The sequence below is a fragment of the Streptomyces sp. NPDC059008 genome (assembly GCF_042749045.1).
GTDB lineage: Bacteria > Actinomycetota > Actinomycetes > Streptomycetales > Streptomycetaceae > Streptomyces.
The window spans coordinates 36,488-55,284 of the sequence record NZ_JBHYJC010000024.1 but is presented as its reverse complement, the minus strand read 5'-3'; the positions used below and the strand labels follow the sequence as shown (position 1 = coordinate 55,284).

The following is an 18,797-nucleotide window of genomic DNA, read 5'->3' as shown; positions in this document are numbered from 1 at the left end:
CGGTGGCTGCGGCGAGGGCCGCGAGGAAGTCGGCGGCAGCCTTCGGCGCGTCCGCGACTGCGGACGACGGCGAGAGGAAGGCGTACCGGAACATGCGTCATAGAGTGCCGGGCGGCGGTCCCCGCGTCGAACGATTTATCGCGACGGGGCTCGTCTCGGCGGACGCCTACCGCTTGGCAGGAGCATGACTCCAGGCGCCCGGGGGTGCTCGGCCGGGAAGCCCCATTTACGGGCCGTGCGGACAGAATGACGCTTCCCCGACAGCCGGGTCGGTTACGCTCCCGGGATGCTCGACCCCGCCGCAACGCCCGACGGCCTCGCCGCGCGCTGCACGCGTGTGCTGTTCTCCCCCTGGGCCCGGCTGGGCCTGCTGCTCACCCTGCTGGCCTGCGCCGCGACGGCGATGCTGATGTGGCATCCGCAGCGGCTGCTGATCGGCGGCTGGCCCTCGCAGCTGTCCGGCCCGACGGCCTTGATGGCCTTCGTGCTGGCGTACGGCGTGTGCGCCAGCGCCTTCGTCCCGCGCTCGGTCCTCAGCTTCGGCGCGGGCGCGCTCTTCGGCAGTGCGATGGGGCCGGTGGCCGCGCTCGCCGGCACGGTGCTGGGCGCGGCGCTGACGTTCGGACTGGGCCGGCTGCTCGGCCAGGACGCACTGCGCCCGTTGCTGCGGACCCGCTGGCTGACCGCCGCCGACCGGCAGTTGAGCGAGCACGGGTTCCGCTCGACGCTGATGCTCCGGCTCTTCCCCGGTCTGCCGTTCTGCGCCACGAACTACTCCGCCGCGGTCTCCCGTGTCGGATGGCTCCCCTATCTGCTCGCGACCGCGCTCGGGAGCATCCCCAACACCACGGCCTACGTGATCGCGGGCGCCCGGGCCTCGACACCCACGTCGCCGGCCTTCGTCCTCTCCATGGCCTTCATCGTCCTCAGCGGGCTGGCCGCGCTGGTGGTGGCCTGGTGCAAACGCAAGTCGCTGCGCGGAGACGAGTCGGAGGCGGCAGCGGGAACCGAGGCGGGTACGAGAGTGGAAGCGCGGGCGGGAGCGGACCGGACCGGGAACTGACAGGGTCGACCGGGGGTCCTCATCAGGTAGGGCGGGCCCCAACTCGCGCACTGTGACCCCCACCACAGCGGCCGGCACGGTTCGTACCGGACCCCTTGGTCACCCGGACATCTTCGGACGTTACGCTGCCCCGGTCGGCAAAGACCCCTGTCCCCCGCCGGCGTCCGCTGTCCCCGCTCGCGCAGGCAAGCGCTCGATCACCCTTGGATCGCGTAATTCCATGACTTGGTTTGAATCTTTCGTCCTCGGACTCGTCCAAGGGTTGACCGAGTTTCTGCCCATCTCCTCCAGTGCGCACCTCCGCCTGACCGCGGCGTTCGCCGGCTGGCAGGACCCCGGTGCGGCCTTCACCGCGATCACCCAGATCGGCACCGAAGCGGCCGTGATCATCTACTTCCGCAAGGACATCGGGCGGATCATCTCGACCTGGAGCCGCTCGCTGTTCAACCGTGAGCTGCGCCACGATCACGACGCCCAGATGGGCTGGCTGGTCATCGTCGGCTCGATCCCCATCGGCGTGCTGGGCATCACACTCAAGGACGCCATCGAGGGTCCGTTCCGTGATCTACGACTGATCGCGACCACCCTGATCGTGATGGGTGTCGTACTCGGCATCGCCGACCGCCTGGCCGCCCGCGACGAGACCGGGGGCAAGCACCGGGCCGTCAAACAGCGCAAGACCCTCACCGACCTCAGCGTCAAGGACGGTCTGCTGTACGGCGTCTGCCAGGCCATGGCTCTGATCCCCGGTGTCTCCCGCTCCGGCGCCACCATCAGCGGCGGCCTGCTGATGGGGTACACCCGCGAATCCGCCGCCCGCTACTCCTTCCTGCTCGCCATTCCGGCCGTACTGGCCTCCGGCGTCTTCGAGCTCAAGGACGCGGGCGAGGGCCATGTCTCCTGGGGCCCCACCATCTTCGCCACGATCATCGCCTTCGTGGTCGGCTACGCGGTGATCGCGTGGTTCATGAAGTTCATCTCCAACAAGTCCTTCATGCCCTTCGTCGTCTACCGCATCCTCCTGGGCATAGCCCTGTTCGCCCTGGTCGCGGCAGGAGTACTGACCCCGAACGCGGGCGAGACGGCGGGCTGAGTTCGGCACCCGTCGGCTCCACGACGGCTTCGTTGCCGAAGTCGACGTCATGCGGCTCGACGAGCGTCCACGCCGGCGGTCGAGCAAGGTGCAGCGACAAGGATCCTCAGGCTCCGCCAGTCGCATGAACTCACCGAACCGCAAGGACGTGAAGATGCAGGCAATGGTGGGCACGGCTAATTTACGAGTATGAACACATCTGGCTACGTTCCCTTCCCGGGGGCCGAATGGTTCAAAAGTGAGCCGAACAGCCCGATCATCAGCATGATGGCAACGCGCCTGGGCGAAGAGGGATGCACCGAATTCGGTCCGGCCGGCCCACCCTCGGCCCACCCTCTCAGCGGACATCACTGGACGACACACCACCGCGACTCCTACGCCAGGTGGCAGCGGAAGCTCGGGTACCAGGGCGCGGACGCGGACGGCTGGCCGGGAGCAACGTCCTGGGCCAAGCTCCGGGTTCCCTATCCGGAGTGAGTCACTCAGCTGCGTCTCCGCCGCACACTCCATCGAGCGCACGTTGACCAGCCGGGACCGCGAAAAGGGCGACAAAGTGAGCCCGACCAGCCCGCCATCTGCACCACGCGCCCATGACGCGACACCCTGGGCAGCTACCTCCCCCGTGGGTAGCTGTCCAGGGTGCGGAGGGTCGCCGACATGGGGCGGCGACCTTGGAGACCGGCACTGGGCGTCGTCGCCCACCGGAACCGACGGAGCCGGTGGGCGAGGGAAGCCCCAAGAGCTCCGCCCCGGTCGGTCGTTCAGTTCTGCGCGGTTCCGGTCAGCCCTTCGAGCTCCAATATGTTGCCCTTGTAGGCCAGAGCGTTGAAGTTGATACGCCGGTTCTCCTTCAGCTCCCCGGAGAATTCGCAAGCCGTCCAGCCCGCGTCATCGCCCTTGAAATCCCTGCAGTCGAAGACGGTCTGCGGGTTGCCCGCGTACATGACGCGCATATAGATGCTCATTCCGTCGGCCCGCATGTCCTTGACGTAGAACTTGTCGCCGTTCGGATCGAAACACACCTTGCCGTGGGTCTTCCTGCCGCCCTCCGAGTAGACGAAGGTGCAGCGAACCGTCCTGCTCGGCTTCGGCACACCGGCGTCGGCCACGTTCTTGGCGTTCTTGACGTAGGTGGCCCATCCCTGACGGTGGGCATCTCCGGCGTGCTGCGCCGCAGCCGTGGATGTCGGGGCAGTGGGCGCGGAGGCGGCGTGCGCCGTGTCCGCCAGGCCGCCCAGGCCCAGCAAGGCGGCGGTGGCGACAGCTGTGGCGGTGCGTCGGAATGACAAGGAAGTCCCCCAGGTCGTGGATGGTGCTTCGGCTGACTGTGCCGTCGGCTGCCCGGCTGGCTGATCGGGCGGCCCGACGTCATCTAGTTCACGGGCCGGGGAGTTGATTCGCACCCCGTCTGACCTGCAGGAATCAATTCGTCTTACGGCGCCCCTCGGAACAGCGCGCTGTTTGCGGGCCTGGTGAGCTGATCTTTAGGGTGACGAGGCAAGCGGGGCGAAGAGGGAGAGTGTGGCGCGTGGGTCGTCCGGAGAAGGCCATCGATCCGCAGGACGGTCCGGTGCAGCGTCTGGCTTACGAGCTGCGCAAGCTCCGCGACGAGGCCGGCGGACCGGGATACCGGTCGATGGCGCGGCGGGTGGAGTATTCGGCGGCCGCACTGTCGAAGGCCGCGGCGGGCGAACGGCTGCCGAGCCTGCCGGTGCTGTTGGCCTACGTGCGTGCCTGCGGAGGTGTCGAGGAGGAGTGGCGGCACCGTTGGGAGCAGGTGAACGAGGAGCTCGCCGCGCAGCCCCGCCCGTACGAGGAGGACGGTGAGCCGCCGTATCGCGGTTTGGCACGCTACGAGCCCGAGGACGCGGAACTGTTCTTCGGCCGCGAGGAGATGACGCAGCGGTTGGAGGAGATGGCCCGTCGGCATCGGATCAGCGCGGTGGTGGGTGGGTCGGGCAGCGGCAAGTCCTCCCTATTGCGCGCCGGCCTCATCCCCCGGCTGCGTCGTACGGACCAGAAGGCGGCCCAGATGCCCTCCGCGGTACGGGTGTTGACTCCGGGCGCGCATCCGATGGCGCATGTCCAGCGGCTGGTGCCGGCTGACGGCCCGGGAGACACCTGGGTGTTGGTGGACCAGTTCGAGGAGCTGTTCACCGTGTGTACCGACTCCGACGAGCGCGAGCTCTTCCTGGAGCGGCTACTGGCCGCCCGGGAGGACGGCGGCCGGCTGCGGGTGGTCCTCGCCCTTCGTGCGGACTTCTTCGGCCGGTGCGCCGGACACCCGGCCCTGGCTTCGGCACTCAACGACGCCACTCTCCTGGCCTGCCCGATGGGCTCGGAAGAACTGCGTGCGGCGATCGTCCGGCCGGCCGGAGCGTGTGGCCTGAATGTGGAACGTGAGCTGACCGCCCGGATCCTGGAGGACGTCGCGGACGAGCCCGGTGCGCTGCCGCTGATGTCCCACGCCCTGATGGAGACCTGGCGCCGCCGCCGCGGACGGACCCTGACCAGGCAGTCCTACGAGGCGGCCGGCGGCCTGCACGGTGCCATCGCCCGCACCGCCGAGGACGCCTACCACCAGCTCACCCCGGCCCAGGCCGTCCTCGCCCGCCGCATCCTGCTGCGCCTGATAGCCCCCGGCAACGGCACCCAGGACGCCCACCGACCCACACCCCACGCCGAGTTCACCACCACTGACAAGGCTGCCGGTACCGACACCGAGGCCGTCATCGACCGCCTCGCCCGCAGCCGCCTGCTCACCCTCGACGACGGACACGTCCGCCTCGCCCACGAGGCCCTCATCACCGCCTGGCCCCGGCTCCTCGGCTGGATCAACGACGAACGCGACCGCATCCGCCTGCACCGCCGGCTCACCCACGACGCCACCACCTGGCACGACCTCGACCGCGACCCCGGAACCGTCTACCGCGGCACCCGGCTCACCCAGGCCCAAGACGCCTTCACCGGCCCACACCACAGCGAACTCAACGCGCTCGAAGCCGCGTTCCTTCACGCGGGCTCCCGAATCGAACGGTCACGACGCAGACGCGCCCGCTCGACGACCGCGACGCTCACCGTACTCCTCGTCCTCGCCATCGGCGCAGCGACCACCGCGTCATGGAAGGCCGACGACGCCGACCGGCAGCGCCTCCTCGCCGAATCCCGACAGCGGGCCGCACAGTCCAGCGAACTCCTCCGGGAGGACCCCGAGGCGGCCGCGCTGGTGGCACTCGACGGATACCGCAAGGCGCACAGTGTCGAGGCCCGCGGCAGCCTGCTCAGCGCCTCGGCCGCCTACCACGCCAATCAGCTCACCGGTCACACCGCCAACGTGAACGCGATCGCCTATTCGCCCGACGGCCGGACCGTTGCCACCGCCAGCAACGACCACACGGTCAAGCTGTGGGACACGGCGTCGCACCGGATGCTCGCCACTCTGAGGGGCCACGCCTCTACCGTCAACGCGGTCGCCTTCAGCCCCGACGGGCGCAGGCTGGCAACCGCCGGGGACGACCGCACGCTGCGTCTGTGGGATCTGGCGTCCCACCGAGCCACGGTTCTCTCCACCCGGCGTTCGGACACCGTCTGGTCGCTGGCATTCTCACCGGACGGCCGCACTCTGGCGACGGGAGGTTCCGACTCCACCATCCGGTTGTGGTCGGTGGAATCCCGGCGAGTCGTCACCACCTTCAAGGGCCATGCCAGCTTCGTGATGAAGGTGGCTTTCTCGGCGGACGGGCGCACTCTGGCGAGCGCCGGCAACGACCACACGGTCAAGCTGTGGAACACCGCCGAACGCCGGCTGATCGCCACCCTGCCTCTCTCCCGCGAAATCGAGTGGTCCTATGCGATCGCCTTCAGCCCGGACGGCCGGACCCTGGCCACCGCCGGCGACGGCCGCAACGTACAGCTGTGGGATGTCACTTCACGCCGCATCAAGACCGAACTCGCCGGACGAACGCACAAGGTGACGTTGATGGCGTTCTCTCCGGACGGCCGCACCCTGGCCACCGCCGGCCCGGACGGCGCGGTGCAACTGCGGAAGCTTTCCGCCGCCCGCCCCGCTCCTGAGGTCATCGAGAATGCGGACGCGCAATACGCGCTGGCCTTCTCTCCGGACGGCAGAAGGCTGGCCACCACCGGCACACACGACGTGGGCGCGGTGGACCTGTGGGATCCGGCATCTCGGCACCTCACAGCCACGCTGCCCGGCCAAACGCACAAGGCCACGTCGGTGGCGTTCTCCCCGGACGGCCGCACCCTCGCCACCGACAATGGCTCGGTAGCTCTCTGGAAAACCCGGCCCCCTGGGCAACTGGCGGTGCTCCCCACCGCTGTCGAAACAGCGCAGCGGCCGGCGTTCACACCTGACGGTCGGTTCCTCGCCACGGTTCACGCCGACAAGACCGTGAAACTATGGGACGTGCGCACAGGCCGGACGATGGCCACGCTCAAAGGTCCCACCACAACCATCTCGGCGCTCGCCGTTTCGCCGGACGGAAGCACCGTGGCCGCCGTCACCGACGATGGCTCCGTACATCTGTGGAACACGGCGACCCACCGGTCCGTCGCAACCCTCAAAGGACATGCGGGAGGCGAGTCCTCCCTCGCCTTCTCACCCGACAGTCGCACGCTGGCCGTCACGGGCAACGGCATGGTCAATGACGGCGTTGTGGAGCTGTGGGACCTGGCATCACACCACATCACGGAGACGCTGCCCACACGCTCGCAAGGCGTGCTCACGGCCGCGTTCTCCCCGGACGGCACCAAGCTCACCACTGCCGGAGCGGACCGCGTTGTCCGTCTGTGGGACATCGGGTCCCGCCGGACCATTGCCGCCTTGACCGGTCACTCCAACGCCGTCTTCTCATCCGCCTTCAGCCCGGACGGAAAGACCCTCGCCACCGCCGGTGCCGACAAGACCGTACGCCTGTGGGACGTCACCTCGCACCGGATATCAGCGGTGCTCACCGGCCATTCCGAAGCCGTGTCATCGCTGGCCTTCAGTTCTGACGGAGACACCCTCGCAACCGGCAGCTATGACGGTTCCGTACGGCTCTGGGACACCAATGCGCAGGCCACCGCCACCCGCCTCTGCGCCCTCGCCCGCGCCAATCACTGGACACGTTTCCAGCGTGAACTTCCCCCGGGCGCACCCCATTCCCCCTGCTAGCAAAGGGAATGTGAACTCACCTCGGGCGAGGCATCGCTGAGGTCTTCTTGTCCGGCCGGCTCGAAAAGCCCTCACGCCGAGGCCACGACCTCCCCGGTCGTGATCTGGGGTGGGTTGGGGAGCAGTGTCGCGAGGTGGTCCCGTACGAAGTCCGCCGCTCTGGAGACCGAGTCCTCGGCACCGGCGCGGTCGCGGAAGACGCTGGTCGAGACCATGACTCCGTTCCCGGCGTCGATCCAGTAGTACGCCACGAAGCCGGGGACCTGGCGCATGAGCGGTACGAATCCCTCGCTGACGCGGCGTGCTGCCTCGGCCGGATCGGTCACCCCTTCGTACCGTCGGACTGCTGCGTACATGGCCGATCTCCTCATGCGGGTTCCGGGGCGTGATTGCGGGAACGCCGTACCCCTGTGGCGGCTGCCCGGCTCGTGCGGAGTCCGGAAATCACCTGAAGGGCCGTCCTCGGTGATCCGAACGGCGTGCCGGAACGACGGCCGGATCCCCGTCGGCGATCGGCGGTCAGCGGTCAGCGGTCAGCGGTCAGCGGTCAGCGCGACGGCAGCGTCTCCTGCAGCCAGTCGAAGACGACGTCGCAGTGCTGCTGCGGGGCCATCGGGGAGCAGTGCAGCTGGGCGCCGGTGGCCGCGGTGAGCTTCACGTAGTCCTTGGGGGAGGTCAGCCTGTCGAACATCTGGCGCGGCTGTCCCGGATAGAACTGCTCGTCCTCGTAGTCGAGGACCAGGGTGGGCGTCGTGATCCGGCCCACGACGCCGGTGATGGTCAGTGCCTCGACGCGCTTGGCGGGGGTGTAGAAGTCGGTGAAGAGCTTGCCCTGGCGGGCGGCGAGCATCGCCGGGACGGAGAAGGGCTCGAAGCGCTTCTTCAGCGTCGCGGCGTCGGCCGCGGACAGCTCGGGGGCGACCTCCTTGTTCCAGATGTCGTTGGTCTCCGCCTTGCTCGGGGTGAGGATCTTCCGGATCTCCGGCGGGAAGCCCAGCCAGGGCACCAGGCATCCCGGCATCGCCACGAGGGCGGCGATCCGCTTCTCGAAGGCCGCGGCCCGTGGGGCCAGGTCGCCCGCCATGCTCAGGCCGGTCAGGGCGATCCGGTCGTCGTCCACGTCGGAACGGGCGACCAGCCAGTCGACGAGCGGTGTGACCACCGTCTCCCAGCGGGGCGTGAAGACCACCCGGTTCACGAAGAGCAGCTGCCCCTGGCCCGGTCCGTCGTACACCAGGGCGTTCCAGCCGCGCTCCAGGGCGGCCGAGACGCCATAGGCCCACATGTCGACGTTCTGTCCGTCGCTGCCGTTGGTGAGGATCACGGTGGGGCGCCGGGTGCCGGAGTCGTCCGGGCGGAAGAACCACACCGGCAGCGGGGTCGCTCCGTACGGGACGTTCGCCGTCACCGGCGCCGGGTCGCACAGCTTGCAGAACGTGTCCCAGGCGCCGCGCCCGTCCCTGTAGAGCTGCTCCTCGCTGCCGGGGTCGTCGGAGCCGAGGACGAAGAACAGCGCCTGGGCGTAGTACTGAGCGGCCCGCAGCGCACGGAAGCGTCGGGTCTGCCGGTCGGGTCTGCTGCCCTCGGGGGCCTCCAACAGCCGGTCGCCGAGCTTCTTGAAGGTCTCGACGTACGTCTGCGCGGACAGGCCGGCCTTGTTGATCGTGTTGACGGCGGTGAGCACCTCGCCCACCTCGCTACCGCTGAACCCGGCCCCGCCGAGAGCCCAAAGGGCGCTGAAGTTGTACGCCGGGTTCTGAAAGAGCGTCATCGCCCCGGGCGTGGCGCCGGCGGCCGACGCCGTAGGGCCGGCGGCGGGGCCTTGTGCGGAGCTGCTGTTCATGGGCATGCAACCGGCTGTCAGCGCGACCCCGGCTCCGCCGACGAGCCCGGTGAGCGCCGTGCGCCGGCTCAGGCCGGACGCGTCCTGCGATACCTGCGTCATACCGGCTGACGGTAGGAGCTGCGCCACCCGCGCCTTCCGGCACGACACAGCCGGTTCCCCCGAACGGGCAAGCCGGGGCGCGAACGGCCGGGCCCGTGAACGTCCGGTCAGCGGCCAGGTGCCGCGATCCGGTCAGCGGCCGCGTGCCGCGATCCGGTCGGCCAGCACGGCAAGCGGCACGGTGGCGGCCCAGCTGCAGATCGCGGCCAAGGGCGAGACCCAGGCGATCCCCACCGAGAGCAGGAACACGACGGCCTGGGCGGGGAGCGGGACACCGCGCCACGACACACCGGCCGAGCGGCTGGTACGCAGGTCCATCGCGTACACCACCAGCGCGGCCGTTCCGATGACGGCCCCGTACAAGCCGGGTCCCAGGAACCGGTCGCCGTAGTTCTCCAGGACCTGGGTGGGAAACGGAATCAACGACACCAGCACCAGGAAGGCCACATTGAGCCAGAACAGGGCCGGGTCGAGCGCCCCCGCGTTCCGCAGTGCCGCGTGGTGGGCCCGCCAGAACAGCGCGATCACCACCGCGCTCAGCAGGAACGCGCTCGCCTGGGACTGCACCTCCCCCAGTGCCCGGCGCAGCTCGGTCCCGCTCAGTCCCTCGGGCAGCTTGATGTCCAGTACGAGCAAGGTCATGGCGATGGCCATCACGCCGTCGGAGAGGGCAAGCATCCTGCCCTTCGGCACATGGTCCGCCCCGGGCGGGATGAAGCGTCGCCGCTCGCCTTCGTTCATGGCACCGTCGTAGCACCCGCCCCACCCTGGGGACGGCAATCCGGCACGTGTCGAGCACCAAGCCGGCCGCGGACGCCGACGAGTGGCACCACCGGTTCTGGCGGCGGGAGGTGAACGCCGGCCTCGTGCAGGAGGGCCGAACCTCGTGCACGAGGCCTGTCGTCGTGCGGACGGCCAGACGGGTCGGCGCGCCCACGAGGTGTGTCAGTGACCGGTGGGCGGTTCGAAACAGCCCGTTTCCATGTACGGCCCGTTGACCTGGACCTGATAGTTGCTCTTCTGCACGAACGCGGTCACGCAGGCGTCCTTGTGGACGTGGAGGCCGATCTGGGCGCCTTCCGGTGTGACGTAGTGGTCGCCCTCGTAGCGGGAGTCCATGCTCCGCACTTCGAGCTTCCCGCCGAGCTGTTCCCCCTTGGGGCCGGTGCGCAGTTCCTCGTACCCGAGGGCGAGCAGGGCCGTGCGGACGCTCTTGGGGTCCCACTTCCGCTGCTTCCAGAGTCGTTCGAGTACGGGCTCGATGCGGTCGGCTTCCCTTTGGGCGTCCTTCCCGCTGGCAGGCGACATGTCGCGAGGGCGGCGGTAGGCGTTGTTGTCGCCGTAGTGCGGGGCTCCGTCGTGGGCTCCGGGTTCCACGTAGGGGGACGCACCGGCACCGGAGGGGCTGGGAGTGGAACTGGGAGTGGAACCGGAGGTGCCCTCGGGAGCAGCACTGGGGGACGCCCCCGGGGCGCCGGCCGCGACGCGCTGCTGACCACAGGAGGTCAGGGGCAGGGCGGCGCTCACCAGTAGTAAGGCGGTAGCGAGGTGTCTTCGCCGTCGAGGCGTTGATATGAGCATGCGGGTTACTCTGCCACGGCGGGCACCTCGGTATCGGCGGACGGTGCCTGCCGGGTGCGGGGAAGGGAGGTGCCTGTCGGTGCCGTGCGCCATGCGCAGCAGCGGTCCGGGAACGGTCAGAGCCCTGCAGGAGAGGGCGGCTCGGGCTCTTCCGGCCGAGTACGTCAAGGATGTCGCAGGATGGCGGCTGCGCCACGCGCCCCGGTGTTCGTGGTGGGTGGGCACGGTGCTGCCCCGACTGGGCCGGCGCACAAGCGGCCGACCGCATGTATCTGCAGGTGGAGTGCGACAACGCCCCGGCGCTGCGGTTGTACGGGCGGACGGGCTTCAGCGAGGTGTGCACGTACCACTACCGCACCTCGGGGTGAGCCGTGGCGGCCGCTTCCGTGGGACCGGCCTCAGCGCCCTTGGCGGGGTTCCGGTCAGCGGTAGCCGGTGTCGTCGGCGGGGAGACCGCGGGACTGGACCTCGGCGAGGTAGCGCCAGCAGTCCGGCCGGGTGCCGTCGGTGTCGGTGAAGCCGTAGAGGGGGGCGAGTTGGCCGCTGGAGACGACCTTGCCGCTCCAGCGGGCGACGTCCGGGTCGGCGGCGAGTGCGGTCACCGCCCGCGCCACGTAGGCCGGGGACTCGGAGATGCAGAAGTGCGGCACGTCGGCGGTCGCGTCGCGCCAGTTGTCCTCGGTGACGCCGAAGGCCTCCAGCATGTGCTCCGAGCGGAGCCAGCCGGGGGTCACCGCGACGGCGGTGGCCCGGTGCGGGGCGAGTTCATAGCTCTGGGCGAGGGTCATGCGCTGCACGGCGGCCTTGACCAGGTCGTAGTAGAAGCCCTCGTGGTGGCGGTAGGCGGCGTTGTACTCCGCGGTCCCGTCGGTCATTTCGACGACCAGCCCACCGGGGCGGCGAATCAGCAGCGGCAGCGCGTGGTGGCTGGTGATCGCGTGGGTGTCGATTCCCATGCGCAGTATGCGCAGCCCGCCGGCGAGGTCGTGCTCCCAGAGAGTGGTGCCGAACTGGGCGTATCTGTCGCCGCCGAAGATGTCGTTGACGAGGAGGTCGAGACGGCCGTGGTCGCGGTCGACGCGCCGGACGAGGTCGGCGACCTGGTCGCTGTCGAGGTGGTCCACCCTCAGGGCCGTACCGGAACCGCCGGCCGCGACGATCAGGTCACCGGTCTCCTCGATGGTCTCGGGCCGGTCGATCTCCGACCGTCCCGCGGTCCGGCTGCTGCGCCCGGTGGCGTAGACGAAGGCGCCCGCGCGGGCGAGTTCCACCGCGATGGCGCGTCCGGCTCCCCGGGTGGCGCCGGCCACCAGCGCCACTCTCCCGTCCAGCGTGCCCGCCGGAGCTTCGTCGTTCGTCATGGGTCAAGAACTGAGGTGGTATTGGGTCCAGGGCTGGTGCGCGGGTGCGGCCTCCTCGTGCGGGGGTGTGATGGAGCCCCAGGGGGCGAGGGCGTTGTCCCATTCGGAGGCAAGGGCGGTCACGTCGGGGACGCACTCGGTCGAGGGCATCGTGCCGGTGTGCCAGGCGGACGCCATCTGGTGTGCCGAGGGCGCGGCGTTCCAGGCGGCCGTCTGCTGTGCGGGAATGGTGTACTCGGCTTCATGAACATCTCCGGGGCCGCGCCGGTGGCGTCCCGCATGGGATTCCGCCGGGCCTGGATAGAACCGCCCCTGGGCGGACAGTTGCTGGGCACGGGTAACCAGGCGCGTGAGGTCGATCCCGAATTCGGAGGCGAGTTCCCGCAGGTCCACACCGGTCTGCCAACTGCCGATGAGGACCGCGTCCATCGCCGGGGACCAGTTCTGGTCTGATGTGCCCGTCATGCCGCTGCCGGTGGCGTCGCGGGACGAACCGGTGGATCGGGTTCCGGTGGACGGGTTCTGAAGGGGCGGTTCGGCCGAGGCATCGGGCGCGGGGGGCGCGTCGTCCGGCTCACTGGGCGGTGTGGCGGTCGGTGAGGCGGTGGCCAGCAGCTTCTCGGCGACGGCACGGGCATCGTCCTTGCCCACCGTGCGCCGGGCGATCCGCACTTCCCGCTCGTTCAAACCGAACAGTCCGGCCACCGCGCCGGTACTGCCCACCGTCACCGCGAACGCCGCCAAAACCCTCGACCGGTCTGCCTGGGCCTCGTCGAGCCTGGCCTGCGCCTCCCGCACGCGCTCGTCACCCAAACAAAACGCTTCCGCCAGAACGGCATTGCGGTCCCACAAGTCTCTAGGATCCATACCCATTCAACGCCTCTTGCGCGGAGGTGTCCCGATCTTGCATAGCAAAGCACACCAAAGCACCCATCGAACCACCAGATGAAAATCACTCCGTGTGTCCGGACGAGGGGTGCCACCAAGGCGGGCGCATGGTGAATCCGCAGGCCAGCGGGGTGGCGCGAATATTCGGCGTGGATTGTCAGTGCGGTGGGTTACCGTCTTGATCAGTCATATCTTCACAGTTTCAGGTGTCCGTGGGGGGACCGTGTCCGATCTTTCGCGTAACTCTTCTTCCGCCAGACCGCGTTCCGGTGTCGCGGACTCTCCGTCCGGCGTCTCGCATCGCGGTGCCGGGCGTTCCCGTACGTCGGTCCGGACGGTGGGGGCGCTGCTCGCCGGCGTGATGGTGTGCGGCGGTACGGCCGCGTGTACGGCGTCCGGCGGCAAGTCCGCGGCCCGGTCCGGCGGGTCACAGAGCATCAACGCGACGCCGGTCGCCGCGGTGCAGAAGGCGGTCAACAAGGGCGCCAAGCTCAATTCGGTGTCCTATCGCCTCTCGGGCAAGGTCCCCGGCCAGGGAGTCGTCGAGGGCAAGGTGTCGTTCAGCCTCCGCCCGCGGGCCATGGACATGCGGATGAAGGCGTCCGGGGGCCAGGAGGAGGGCGAGTTCTCGGTGCGGCTCGTCGGCGGCTCGCTGTATCTGGGCGGCGGCAAGGACGCGGCGGCCGCGATGGACGGCAAGCGCTGGATCAAGTTCCCCATGAAGCACAAGAACGCCGGCGGCAGGGCAGGCGGCTTCGGGGGAATGCAGCGGCAGGCCGACCAGGACCCGACGGCGCAGGCGTCGTTGCTCCCCCAGTCCGACGAGGTCAAGAAGGTCGGCGAGGAGACCGTCGACGGGGTACGGACCACGCACTACTCCGGCACGGTCGATGTGGCGGATCTGCTGACGAAGCGGCCCGCCAAGAGCGCGCTCGCCGCCGAGCGCCGCAAGAAGGTGGTCGAGCAGTACAGGCAGCTCGGGGTGAGTGAGCTGAAGCTCGACATGTGGGTCGGCCCCGATGACCGGATGGTGAAGTTCCGGGAGCGTGCGCGGGCAACACAGGGCCCGCTCGATGTGACCATACGGTTCTTCGACATCAACAAGCCGGTCCGGGTCCAGGCCCCGCCCGCCTCCGAAACCATGGATCTGGAGCAGAAGTTGAAGGAGGCGGGCAGGCAGCGCGCCTAGCCTTTTCCGGCCCCGGCACCGGACAGGCCTCAGGGAGCGTCGCCGACGGTGGGCGGGGGCAGGGGGTCGTCGAGGTGCGGGAGCCCGATGGGGTTGGGGAACGGGAGCACATCCGCGGCGAGGATGCGTCGGACGACGGGTTCCAGCGCGTGCAGGAGGGCCTGGATCTCCGTTTCCGGCAGGGAGTTCAGCAGCCGGGCGGCCAGCCGGTCGGTGCCCTGCTCGATGCGCTCGCGTTCCCGCAGGCCGTGTTCGGTGGCGCCGCCCCGTGTGTCGACGAGGCCGCGGGAGCGCAGCCGGTCCGCCGCGGCCGCCCACTCCTCCTCGCTCCAGCCCCGGTCCTGGCGGATGGTGTCCTCGGGTACGCGACCGGACGCGGCGGCCAGGACGAGGGCTTCGCAGCCGTCGAGGCTCTCGTCGGCGAGTACGGCGAGGTGCGCATCGCCCCTGAACTCGCGCAAGGTGGTGACCAGTTGCCACAGTCGCTCGACGGGGTCGGCCTGGTCGCACAGTGCCCGGTTGGCGGCGAAGAGCGGCCGTGCGAGGGCGGGGGCGTCGTCGACGATCTTCTGGAGCGGCGGCAGCAGTTCGGCGGCGCCGCGCTCCAGCTCGGGGCCGATCCTGCGCAGGGCGCGGGCAGCCCGGCTGCCGCGCTCGTCGAGGACGTGCGTCGGGCCGGCGATGCTCCAGGCGGCGGGCAGGGCGCGGGCCACCATCTGCGGGGCGAAGACCCCGAGTACGGCCGTGGCGGCCGCGGGTTCCACGGCTCCCAACGGAGCGGTGCGGGAGGCGAAGTACCCCATCCAGAAGCCCTTGAGGCCGAGCGCCTTGCCCAGGCCGCGGCACTCCTCGTCGAAGTAGCAGACCGCGTGCAGCGGTTCGGTCACCAGCCAAAGCGATCGCGCATGCAGCTCCATGAAGATCACGCTACCGCCGCCGCACGTCCGGCGCAGCACCCCCGGGCACCCGACGACGCGAACCACCCGTACCGCCCCACCCACCGACCGAACCGGATCGAGGCTCCGTGGCAATCGCCTGCCTCGACGTCCGGCGGATCAGGACCGGTGGCCCGTCCGGGCCTCAGCCGTCGGTGCGGGCGCCGGCGCCGAAGCCCGACTCCCAGGCCCACAGGTGGGTGCAGGTGGGGCACTGCAGATGCAGCACGCTGCCCTTGTTCGACAGCAGGTAGCGCCAGTGTTCGTGGCAGGTGCGGCCGTCGAGGCAGGTTCCGCAGCCCTCGTGGTCCTGGCAGCGGGGACACGGCACCCAGGCCCGGCGGCCGATGTCGGCGGTGGGGTCGAGGGGCAGCATGCTCAGCCCTGTCCGGAGGACGGCAGCACGCCCGCGGCGACCAGCATGTCGTAGGTGGCCTGCTGGTCGGCGTCCAGGCCCGAGTAGAGCAGGCGGTTCGCCTCCGCCTCGCCCTCCATGACCGCGATGGGGTCCCAGCTGTCGCCCAGCGCCGCGAGGACCTCGGTCCGCCGGCGGGCCTCGTGATCGGCGAGGTCGAGCTCGAATATGTGGTGGTCCGAGGTGTTGCGGTCGTTCATGGTGCGCGTCCCATACCACGTGCGGATGATTCCGACGTGTCTATCAAGTGGGACGGCGCTGAGGAAGCGTCAGGCGGGCAGCGCGGCTCCCGGGACCGGCGGACGGGAGGAGGTGGTGACGTGGTGCGATGGGGCATGACGCAGAGTGAGGGGTTTTATGTCGGGCGAAAGTGAATGTTGTGGGGTGTTTCGGGGTGGCCATGGGGCACCTGGGCTCCCCTCGCGGCGGGAGTATCCCCTCGCCGCCCGATATGCGAGGCATTTTCCGAGGTGACGTAATTCATCCTCGGCCGCCCCTCCCCGCACCGCACCGCGGCCGGACCCGCGTCTCACCTCGCCCACCGCGGCCGTGCCCTCGCCTCACCACCACCGCAGCCGGGTCCTCGTCTCACTCCGGCCGCCGCGCCGCCTCGCCGCGGAACGCCGCGATGAGCAGATCGAGCGCGGACTCGACGGCCGAGCCCGCCATGACGGGGAGGTGCTCGCGTACGCGGTGCAGGCTGGGGAAGTCGTCCGCCGGCAGGCTGCCGTACGCGTCCTGCCACGCCTGCTCGTCCGCCGCGCGCTGGGCGGGTGCCAGCCGCAGCACGCCGGCGTCCAGGGCCGCATGGCCGAGGGCGGTGTCGACGAAGGCGTGGTAGTGGCGGACGGCGGTGGCGTCGTCGAAACCGGCCCGGAGCAGCAGCCCGACGCCGGTGTCGACGGCGCGCTGCTCGTGGGGGCGGCCCGTGACGCGAACGGTGCTGAACACCGCGATCTGCGGGTGGCGCAGCGCGGAACGGTAGGCGCGCATACCGAAGTCGCGCAGGTCGGCCGCCCAGTCGCCGCTGGGTGCGAAGCCCGCCATGGACTCCCCGATCAGCCGGTCGGCGAGCGCCAGCAGCAGGTCCTCGGTGTTGCGGAAGTAGCGGTAGACGGCGGACGGATCGGCGCCGAGGGCCGCGCCCAGCTTGCGCACGGTGAAGGCCTGCGCCCCTTGCGTGTCGATCAGCTCGCGCGCGGTGTCGACGATGAGGTCGGCCGACAGGACCACACCCGAACCGGTCGGCCGGCGCCGTTTGCGCTCGGCCGGGACGCGCTCGCTCGCCGCCACACCGCACCCCTCGCCTCGCCTTGGCGCCCGGCTCTGCCCGGTACGCCCCGCGCCGTGCCCGGGCCGCGTCACGGCCCGGTCGGGCCAGTTAATCATCAGGTTACGTCAACACCGTTGACACAAGAATGCGCGGACTGTTTCATCGGCGGACACCCGGCCCGTCGGGACCGGTCCGGCCCCCGTCCAAGGAGTCAGTGCCATGCCCTCCGCAGTGCAGCAGCAGGACCCCGGCCCGGCGAGAATGCGCCGCTCACTGGGGGTGAAGGACGGGGTGGCGATCGCCGCGTCGAGCACCGCAGCGACCACCAGCATCGGCATCGGGATGGGGTCGCTGGCCGCGTACGCCGGCCGGCAGACCCCCGCCCTGCTGTTGCTGGCCTTCCTGCCCATCCTCGGCATCGCGCTGTCGTACGCCCGGCTCAACCGCACCGAGCCCAACTGCGGCAGCGGCTACACCTGGGTGGGCCGGTCCATCGGCCCCTGGCCCGGCTTTCTGACCGGCTGGGTGGTGCTGGTCGGCAATGTGATCTTCATGGCCTACACGGGCGCCGTCACCGGATCCGTCGTGCTCCAGTTCCTCAACAAGCTGGGCCTGTACAGCCTGTTGGGGCTGCGCCTGGACCCCTCCTCCACCGGCATCAGCACGGCCGTCGGCCTGATCGCGCTGGTCGCCGTCACCTTCACCGCGATCACGGGCGTACGGGCCGCGACCCGGCTGCAACTGTGGCTGCTGGTCTTCGAGTACGCGGCCCTGCTGGTCTTCTGCGGCTACGCCCTGGTCATCGGCGACCAGCCGTTCTCGCTGTCCTGGCTGAACCCCTTCGACATCGCCTCACCTCAGGCGCTGGCCCAGGGCATGGTCATCGCGGTGTTCATCTACTGGGGCTGGGACGCGGCGTTCAGCGTCAACGAGGAGACCCGCAACGCCTCCGACGCGGCGCGCGGCGGACTGATCGCGCTGGTGGCGATGCTGGGGCTGTTCCTGGTCGGTGCGCTCGCCTTCCAACGGGTGATGAACACCGACGAACTCATCCGCAACGGCCCGCAGGCGCTCACCTTCCTCGGCGGAAGACTGGCGCCCGAGCCCTGGGCCTCCCTGCCGCTGGCCGCGCTGATGTGCTCGGCCTTCGCCTCCCTCCAGTCGAGCGTCATCCCCACCGCCCGCGGCGCGCTGGCGATGGCCCGTGACCGGACGCTGGGCCCCGTATGGCAGCGGGTGCACCCGCGCTATGGCTCCCCCGCCGTGGGCACCCTCCTGATCATGGCCGTCGCCGCGCTGCTCGCCGTACTCGCCGTCGGGATCCCCCAGCTCAACGACATGATCCTCACGGCGGTCAACTCGATCGGCCTGACCGTGGCCCTCTACTACGGGCTGACCGCCCTGGCCTGCGCGGTGCGCTTCCGCGGCAGCCTGCGCCAGGGACCGGTCCGCGCGCTGCGGGACGTGGTCGTCCCCGCGGCGAGCGCGCTGGCGCTGTTCGGGCTCGGTGGCTACCTCGTCCGGTACTACGCGACGCTGAGCGACCACTTCGAGCCGAGCCCGGACAACGGCTGGTTCATGCTGCTGCTCCCCTCGCTCTTCGTCCTGGTGGGCCTGGCGACCGCGGCATGGGCCAAGTGGGTACGCCGCGCGCCGTACTTCACGACCGGTCGGGGCACCGACGCCGACGCGATCACCTTGCCGATGGACGGCGAAGCGGCCCCGATGCCCCGCCCCTCACGGAGCTGACCGACCGCGCCGGGTGCCGGACCGCGGCCCACCACGTCCCGCGCCACATCCCCGGCCTCCCGAACCGCGGCCGGTCGCCCCCTGCCGCACCCGCACCACCACACCACACACCCCACGCGACTGGAGCAA

The 18,797-nt window shown here is 70.0% G+C and carries 17 protein-coding genes; 6 read left to right on the top strand and 11 right to left on the bottom strand.

The window, feature by feature from the left end; translation table 11 throughout:
* Positions 1-286: 286 nt before the first annotated feature.
* The 3 genes from ACFWZH_RS25670 to ACFWZH_RS25660 all read left to right on the top strand — a co-directional run bounded on the left by ACFWZH_RS25670 (position 287) and on the right by ACFWZH_RS25660 (position 2,633).
* Positions 287-1,063, top strand: a complete 777-nt coding sequence (locus ACFWZH_RS25670) for a TVP38/TMEM64 family protein (protein ID WP_384435656.1) — start codon at positions 287-289, stop codon at positions 1,061-1,063.
* 220 nt (positions 1,064-1,283) lie between these two features.
* Entirely contained in the window at positions 1,284-2,156 is an 873-nt protein-coding gene (locus ACFWZH_RS25665) for an undecaprenyl-diphosphate phosphatase (protein WP_384435653.1), read from the top strand.
* 189 nt (positions 2,157-2,345) lie between these two features.
* The gene (locus ACFWZH_RS25660; RefSeq protein WP_384435650.1) at positions 2,346-2,633 is read left to right on the top strand and encodes a peptidoglycan-binding protein; all 288 of its coding nucleotides are present in this window, start codon (positions 2,346-2,348) and stop codon (positions 2,631-2,633) included.
* 284 nt (positions 2,634-2,917) lie between these two features.
* On the opposite strand, the gene ACFWZH_RS25655 is transcribed toward ACFWZH_RS25660, so the two are convergent.
* Positions 2,918-3,559 carry a hypothetical protein gene (locus ACFWZH_RS25655; RefSeq protein ID WP_384435647.1) on the bottom strand — a complete coding sequence of 214 codons (642 nt, stop codon included), beginning with the start codon at positions 3,557-3,559 and terminating at the stop codon, positions 2,918-2,920.
* A gap of 125 nt (positions 3,560-3,684) precedes the next feature.
* Here ACFWZH_RS25655 and ACFWZH_RS25650 point away from each other — a divergent pair, with 125 nt between their 5' ends.
* Positions 3,685-7,332 (top strand): WD40 repeat domain-containing protein, encoded by a 3,648-nt coding sequence (locus tag ACFWZH_RS25650; protein WP_384435644.1) that lies wholly within the window; start codon positions 3,685-3,687, stop codon positions 7,330-7,332.
* A 71-nt stretch (positions 7,333-7,403) separates the two neighbouring features.
* Here ACFWZH_RS25650 and ACFWZH_RS25645 read toward each other — a convergent pair whose 3' ends face one another.
* From ACFWZH_RS25645 to ACFWZH_RS25620, 6 genes are all read right to left on the bottom strand, one after another.
* On the bottom strand, positions 7,404-7,688 hold the full coding sequence (locus ACFWZH_RS25645; RefSeq protein ID WP_384435641.1) for a hypothetical protein: 285 nt from the start codon (positions 7,686-7,688) through the stop codon (positions 7,404-7,406).
* 191 nt (positions 7,689-7,879) lie between these two features.
* Positions 7,880-9,277, bottom strand: coding sequence for an alpha/beta hydrolase family protein (locus ACFWZH_RS25640; protein WP_384435639.1), 1,398 nt, complete (start codon positions 9,275-9,277; stop codon positions 7,880-7,882).
* Between the two features lie 132 nt (positions 9,278-9,409).
* Positions 9,410-10,018 carry a TMEM175 family protein gene (locus tag ACFWZH_RS25635; protein WP_384435636.1) on the bottom strand — a complete coding sequence of 203 codons (609 nt, stop codon included), beginning with the start codon at positions 10,016-10,018 and terminating at the stop codon, positions 9,410-9,412.
* Positions 10,019-10,222: 204 nt separating this feature from the next.
* The gene (locus ACFWZH_RS25630; protein WP_384435633.1) at positions 10,223-10,654 is read right to left on the bottom strand and encodes a hypothetical protein; all 432 of its coding nucleotides are present in this window, start codon (positions 10,652-10,654) and stop codon (positions 10,223-10,225) included.
* 626 nt (positions 10,655-11,280) lie between these two features.
* Positions 11,281-12,219, bottom strand: coding sequence for an SDR family oxidoreductase (locus tag ACFWZH_RS25625; protein ID WP_384435630.1), 939 nt, complete (start codon positions 12,217-12,219; stop codon positions 11,281-11,283).
* A gap of 3 nt (positions 12,220-12,222) precedes the next feature.
* Positions 12,223-13,071, bottom strand: coding sequence for a hypothetical protein (locus ACFWZH_RS25620; RefSeq protein ID WP_384435626.1), 849 nt, complete (start codon positions 13,069-13,071; stop codon positions 12,223-12,225).
* A 373-nt stretch (positions 13,072-13,444) separates the two neighbouring features.
* Between ACFWZH_RS25620 and ACFWZH_RS25615 the strand changes: the two genes are divergently transcribed.
* A complete protein-coding gene (locus ACFWZH_RS25615) occupies positions 13,445-14,296 on the top strand; it encodes a hypothetical protein (protein WP_384435622.1) in 852 nt (283 codons plus the stop codon).
* A 29-nt stretch (positions 14,297-14,325) separates the two neighbouring features.
* On the opposite strand, the gene ACFWZH_RS25610 is transcribed toward ACFWZH_RS25615, so the two are convergent.
* The 4 genes from ACFWZH_RS25610 to ACFWZH_RS25595 all read right to left on the bottom strand — a co-directional run bounded on the left by ACFWZH_RS25610 (position 14,326) and on the right by ACFWZH_RS25595 (position 16,939).
* Positions 14,326-15,213: a hypothetical protein gene (locus ACFWZH_RS25610; RefSeq protein ID WP_384435619.1), complete on the bottom strand. Its 888-nt coding sequence runs from the start codon at positions 15,211-15,213 to the stop codon at positions 14,326-14,328.
* A 163-nt stretch (positions 15,214-15,376) separates the two neighbouring features.
* The gene (locus ACFWZH_RS25605; RefSeq protein ID WP_384435616.1) at positions 15,377-15,607 is read right to left on the bottom strand and encodes a hypothetical protein; all 231 of its coding nucleotides are present in this window, start codon (positions 15,605-15,607) and stop codon (positions 15,377-15,379) included.
* A gap of 2 nt (positions 15,608-15,609) precedes the next feature.
* Positions 15,610-15,846, bottom strand: a complete 237-nt coding sequence (locus ACFWZH_RS25600; protein ID WP_384435613.1) for a DUF6400 family protein — start codon at positions 15,844-15,846, stop codon at positions 15,610-15,612.
* A 388-nt stretch (positions 15,847-16,234) separates the two neighbouring features.
* On the bottom strand, positions 16,235-16,939 hold the full coding sequence (locus ACFWZH_RS25595; RefSeq protein WP_384435610.1) for a helix-turn-helix domain-containing protein: 705 nt from the start codon (positions 16,937-16,939) through the stop codon (positions 16,235-16,237).
* 199 nt (positions 16,940-17,138) lie between these two features.
* On the opposite strand from ACFWZH_RS25595, the gene ACFWZH_RS25590 reads away from it, so the two are divergent.
* A complete protein-coding gene (locus ACFWZH_RS25590; RefSeq protein WP_384435607.1) occupies positions 17,139-18,668 on the top strand; it encodes an APC family permease in 1,530 nt (509 codons plus the stop codon).
* Positions 18,669-18,797 lie beyond the last annotated feature (129 nt).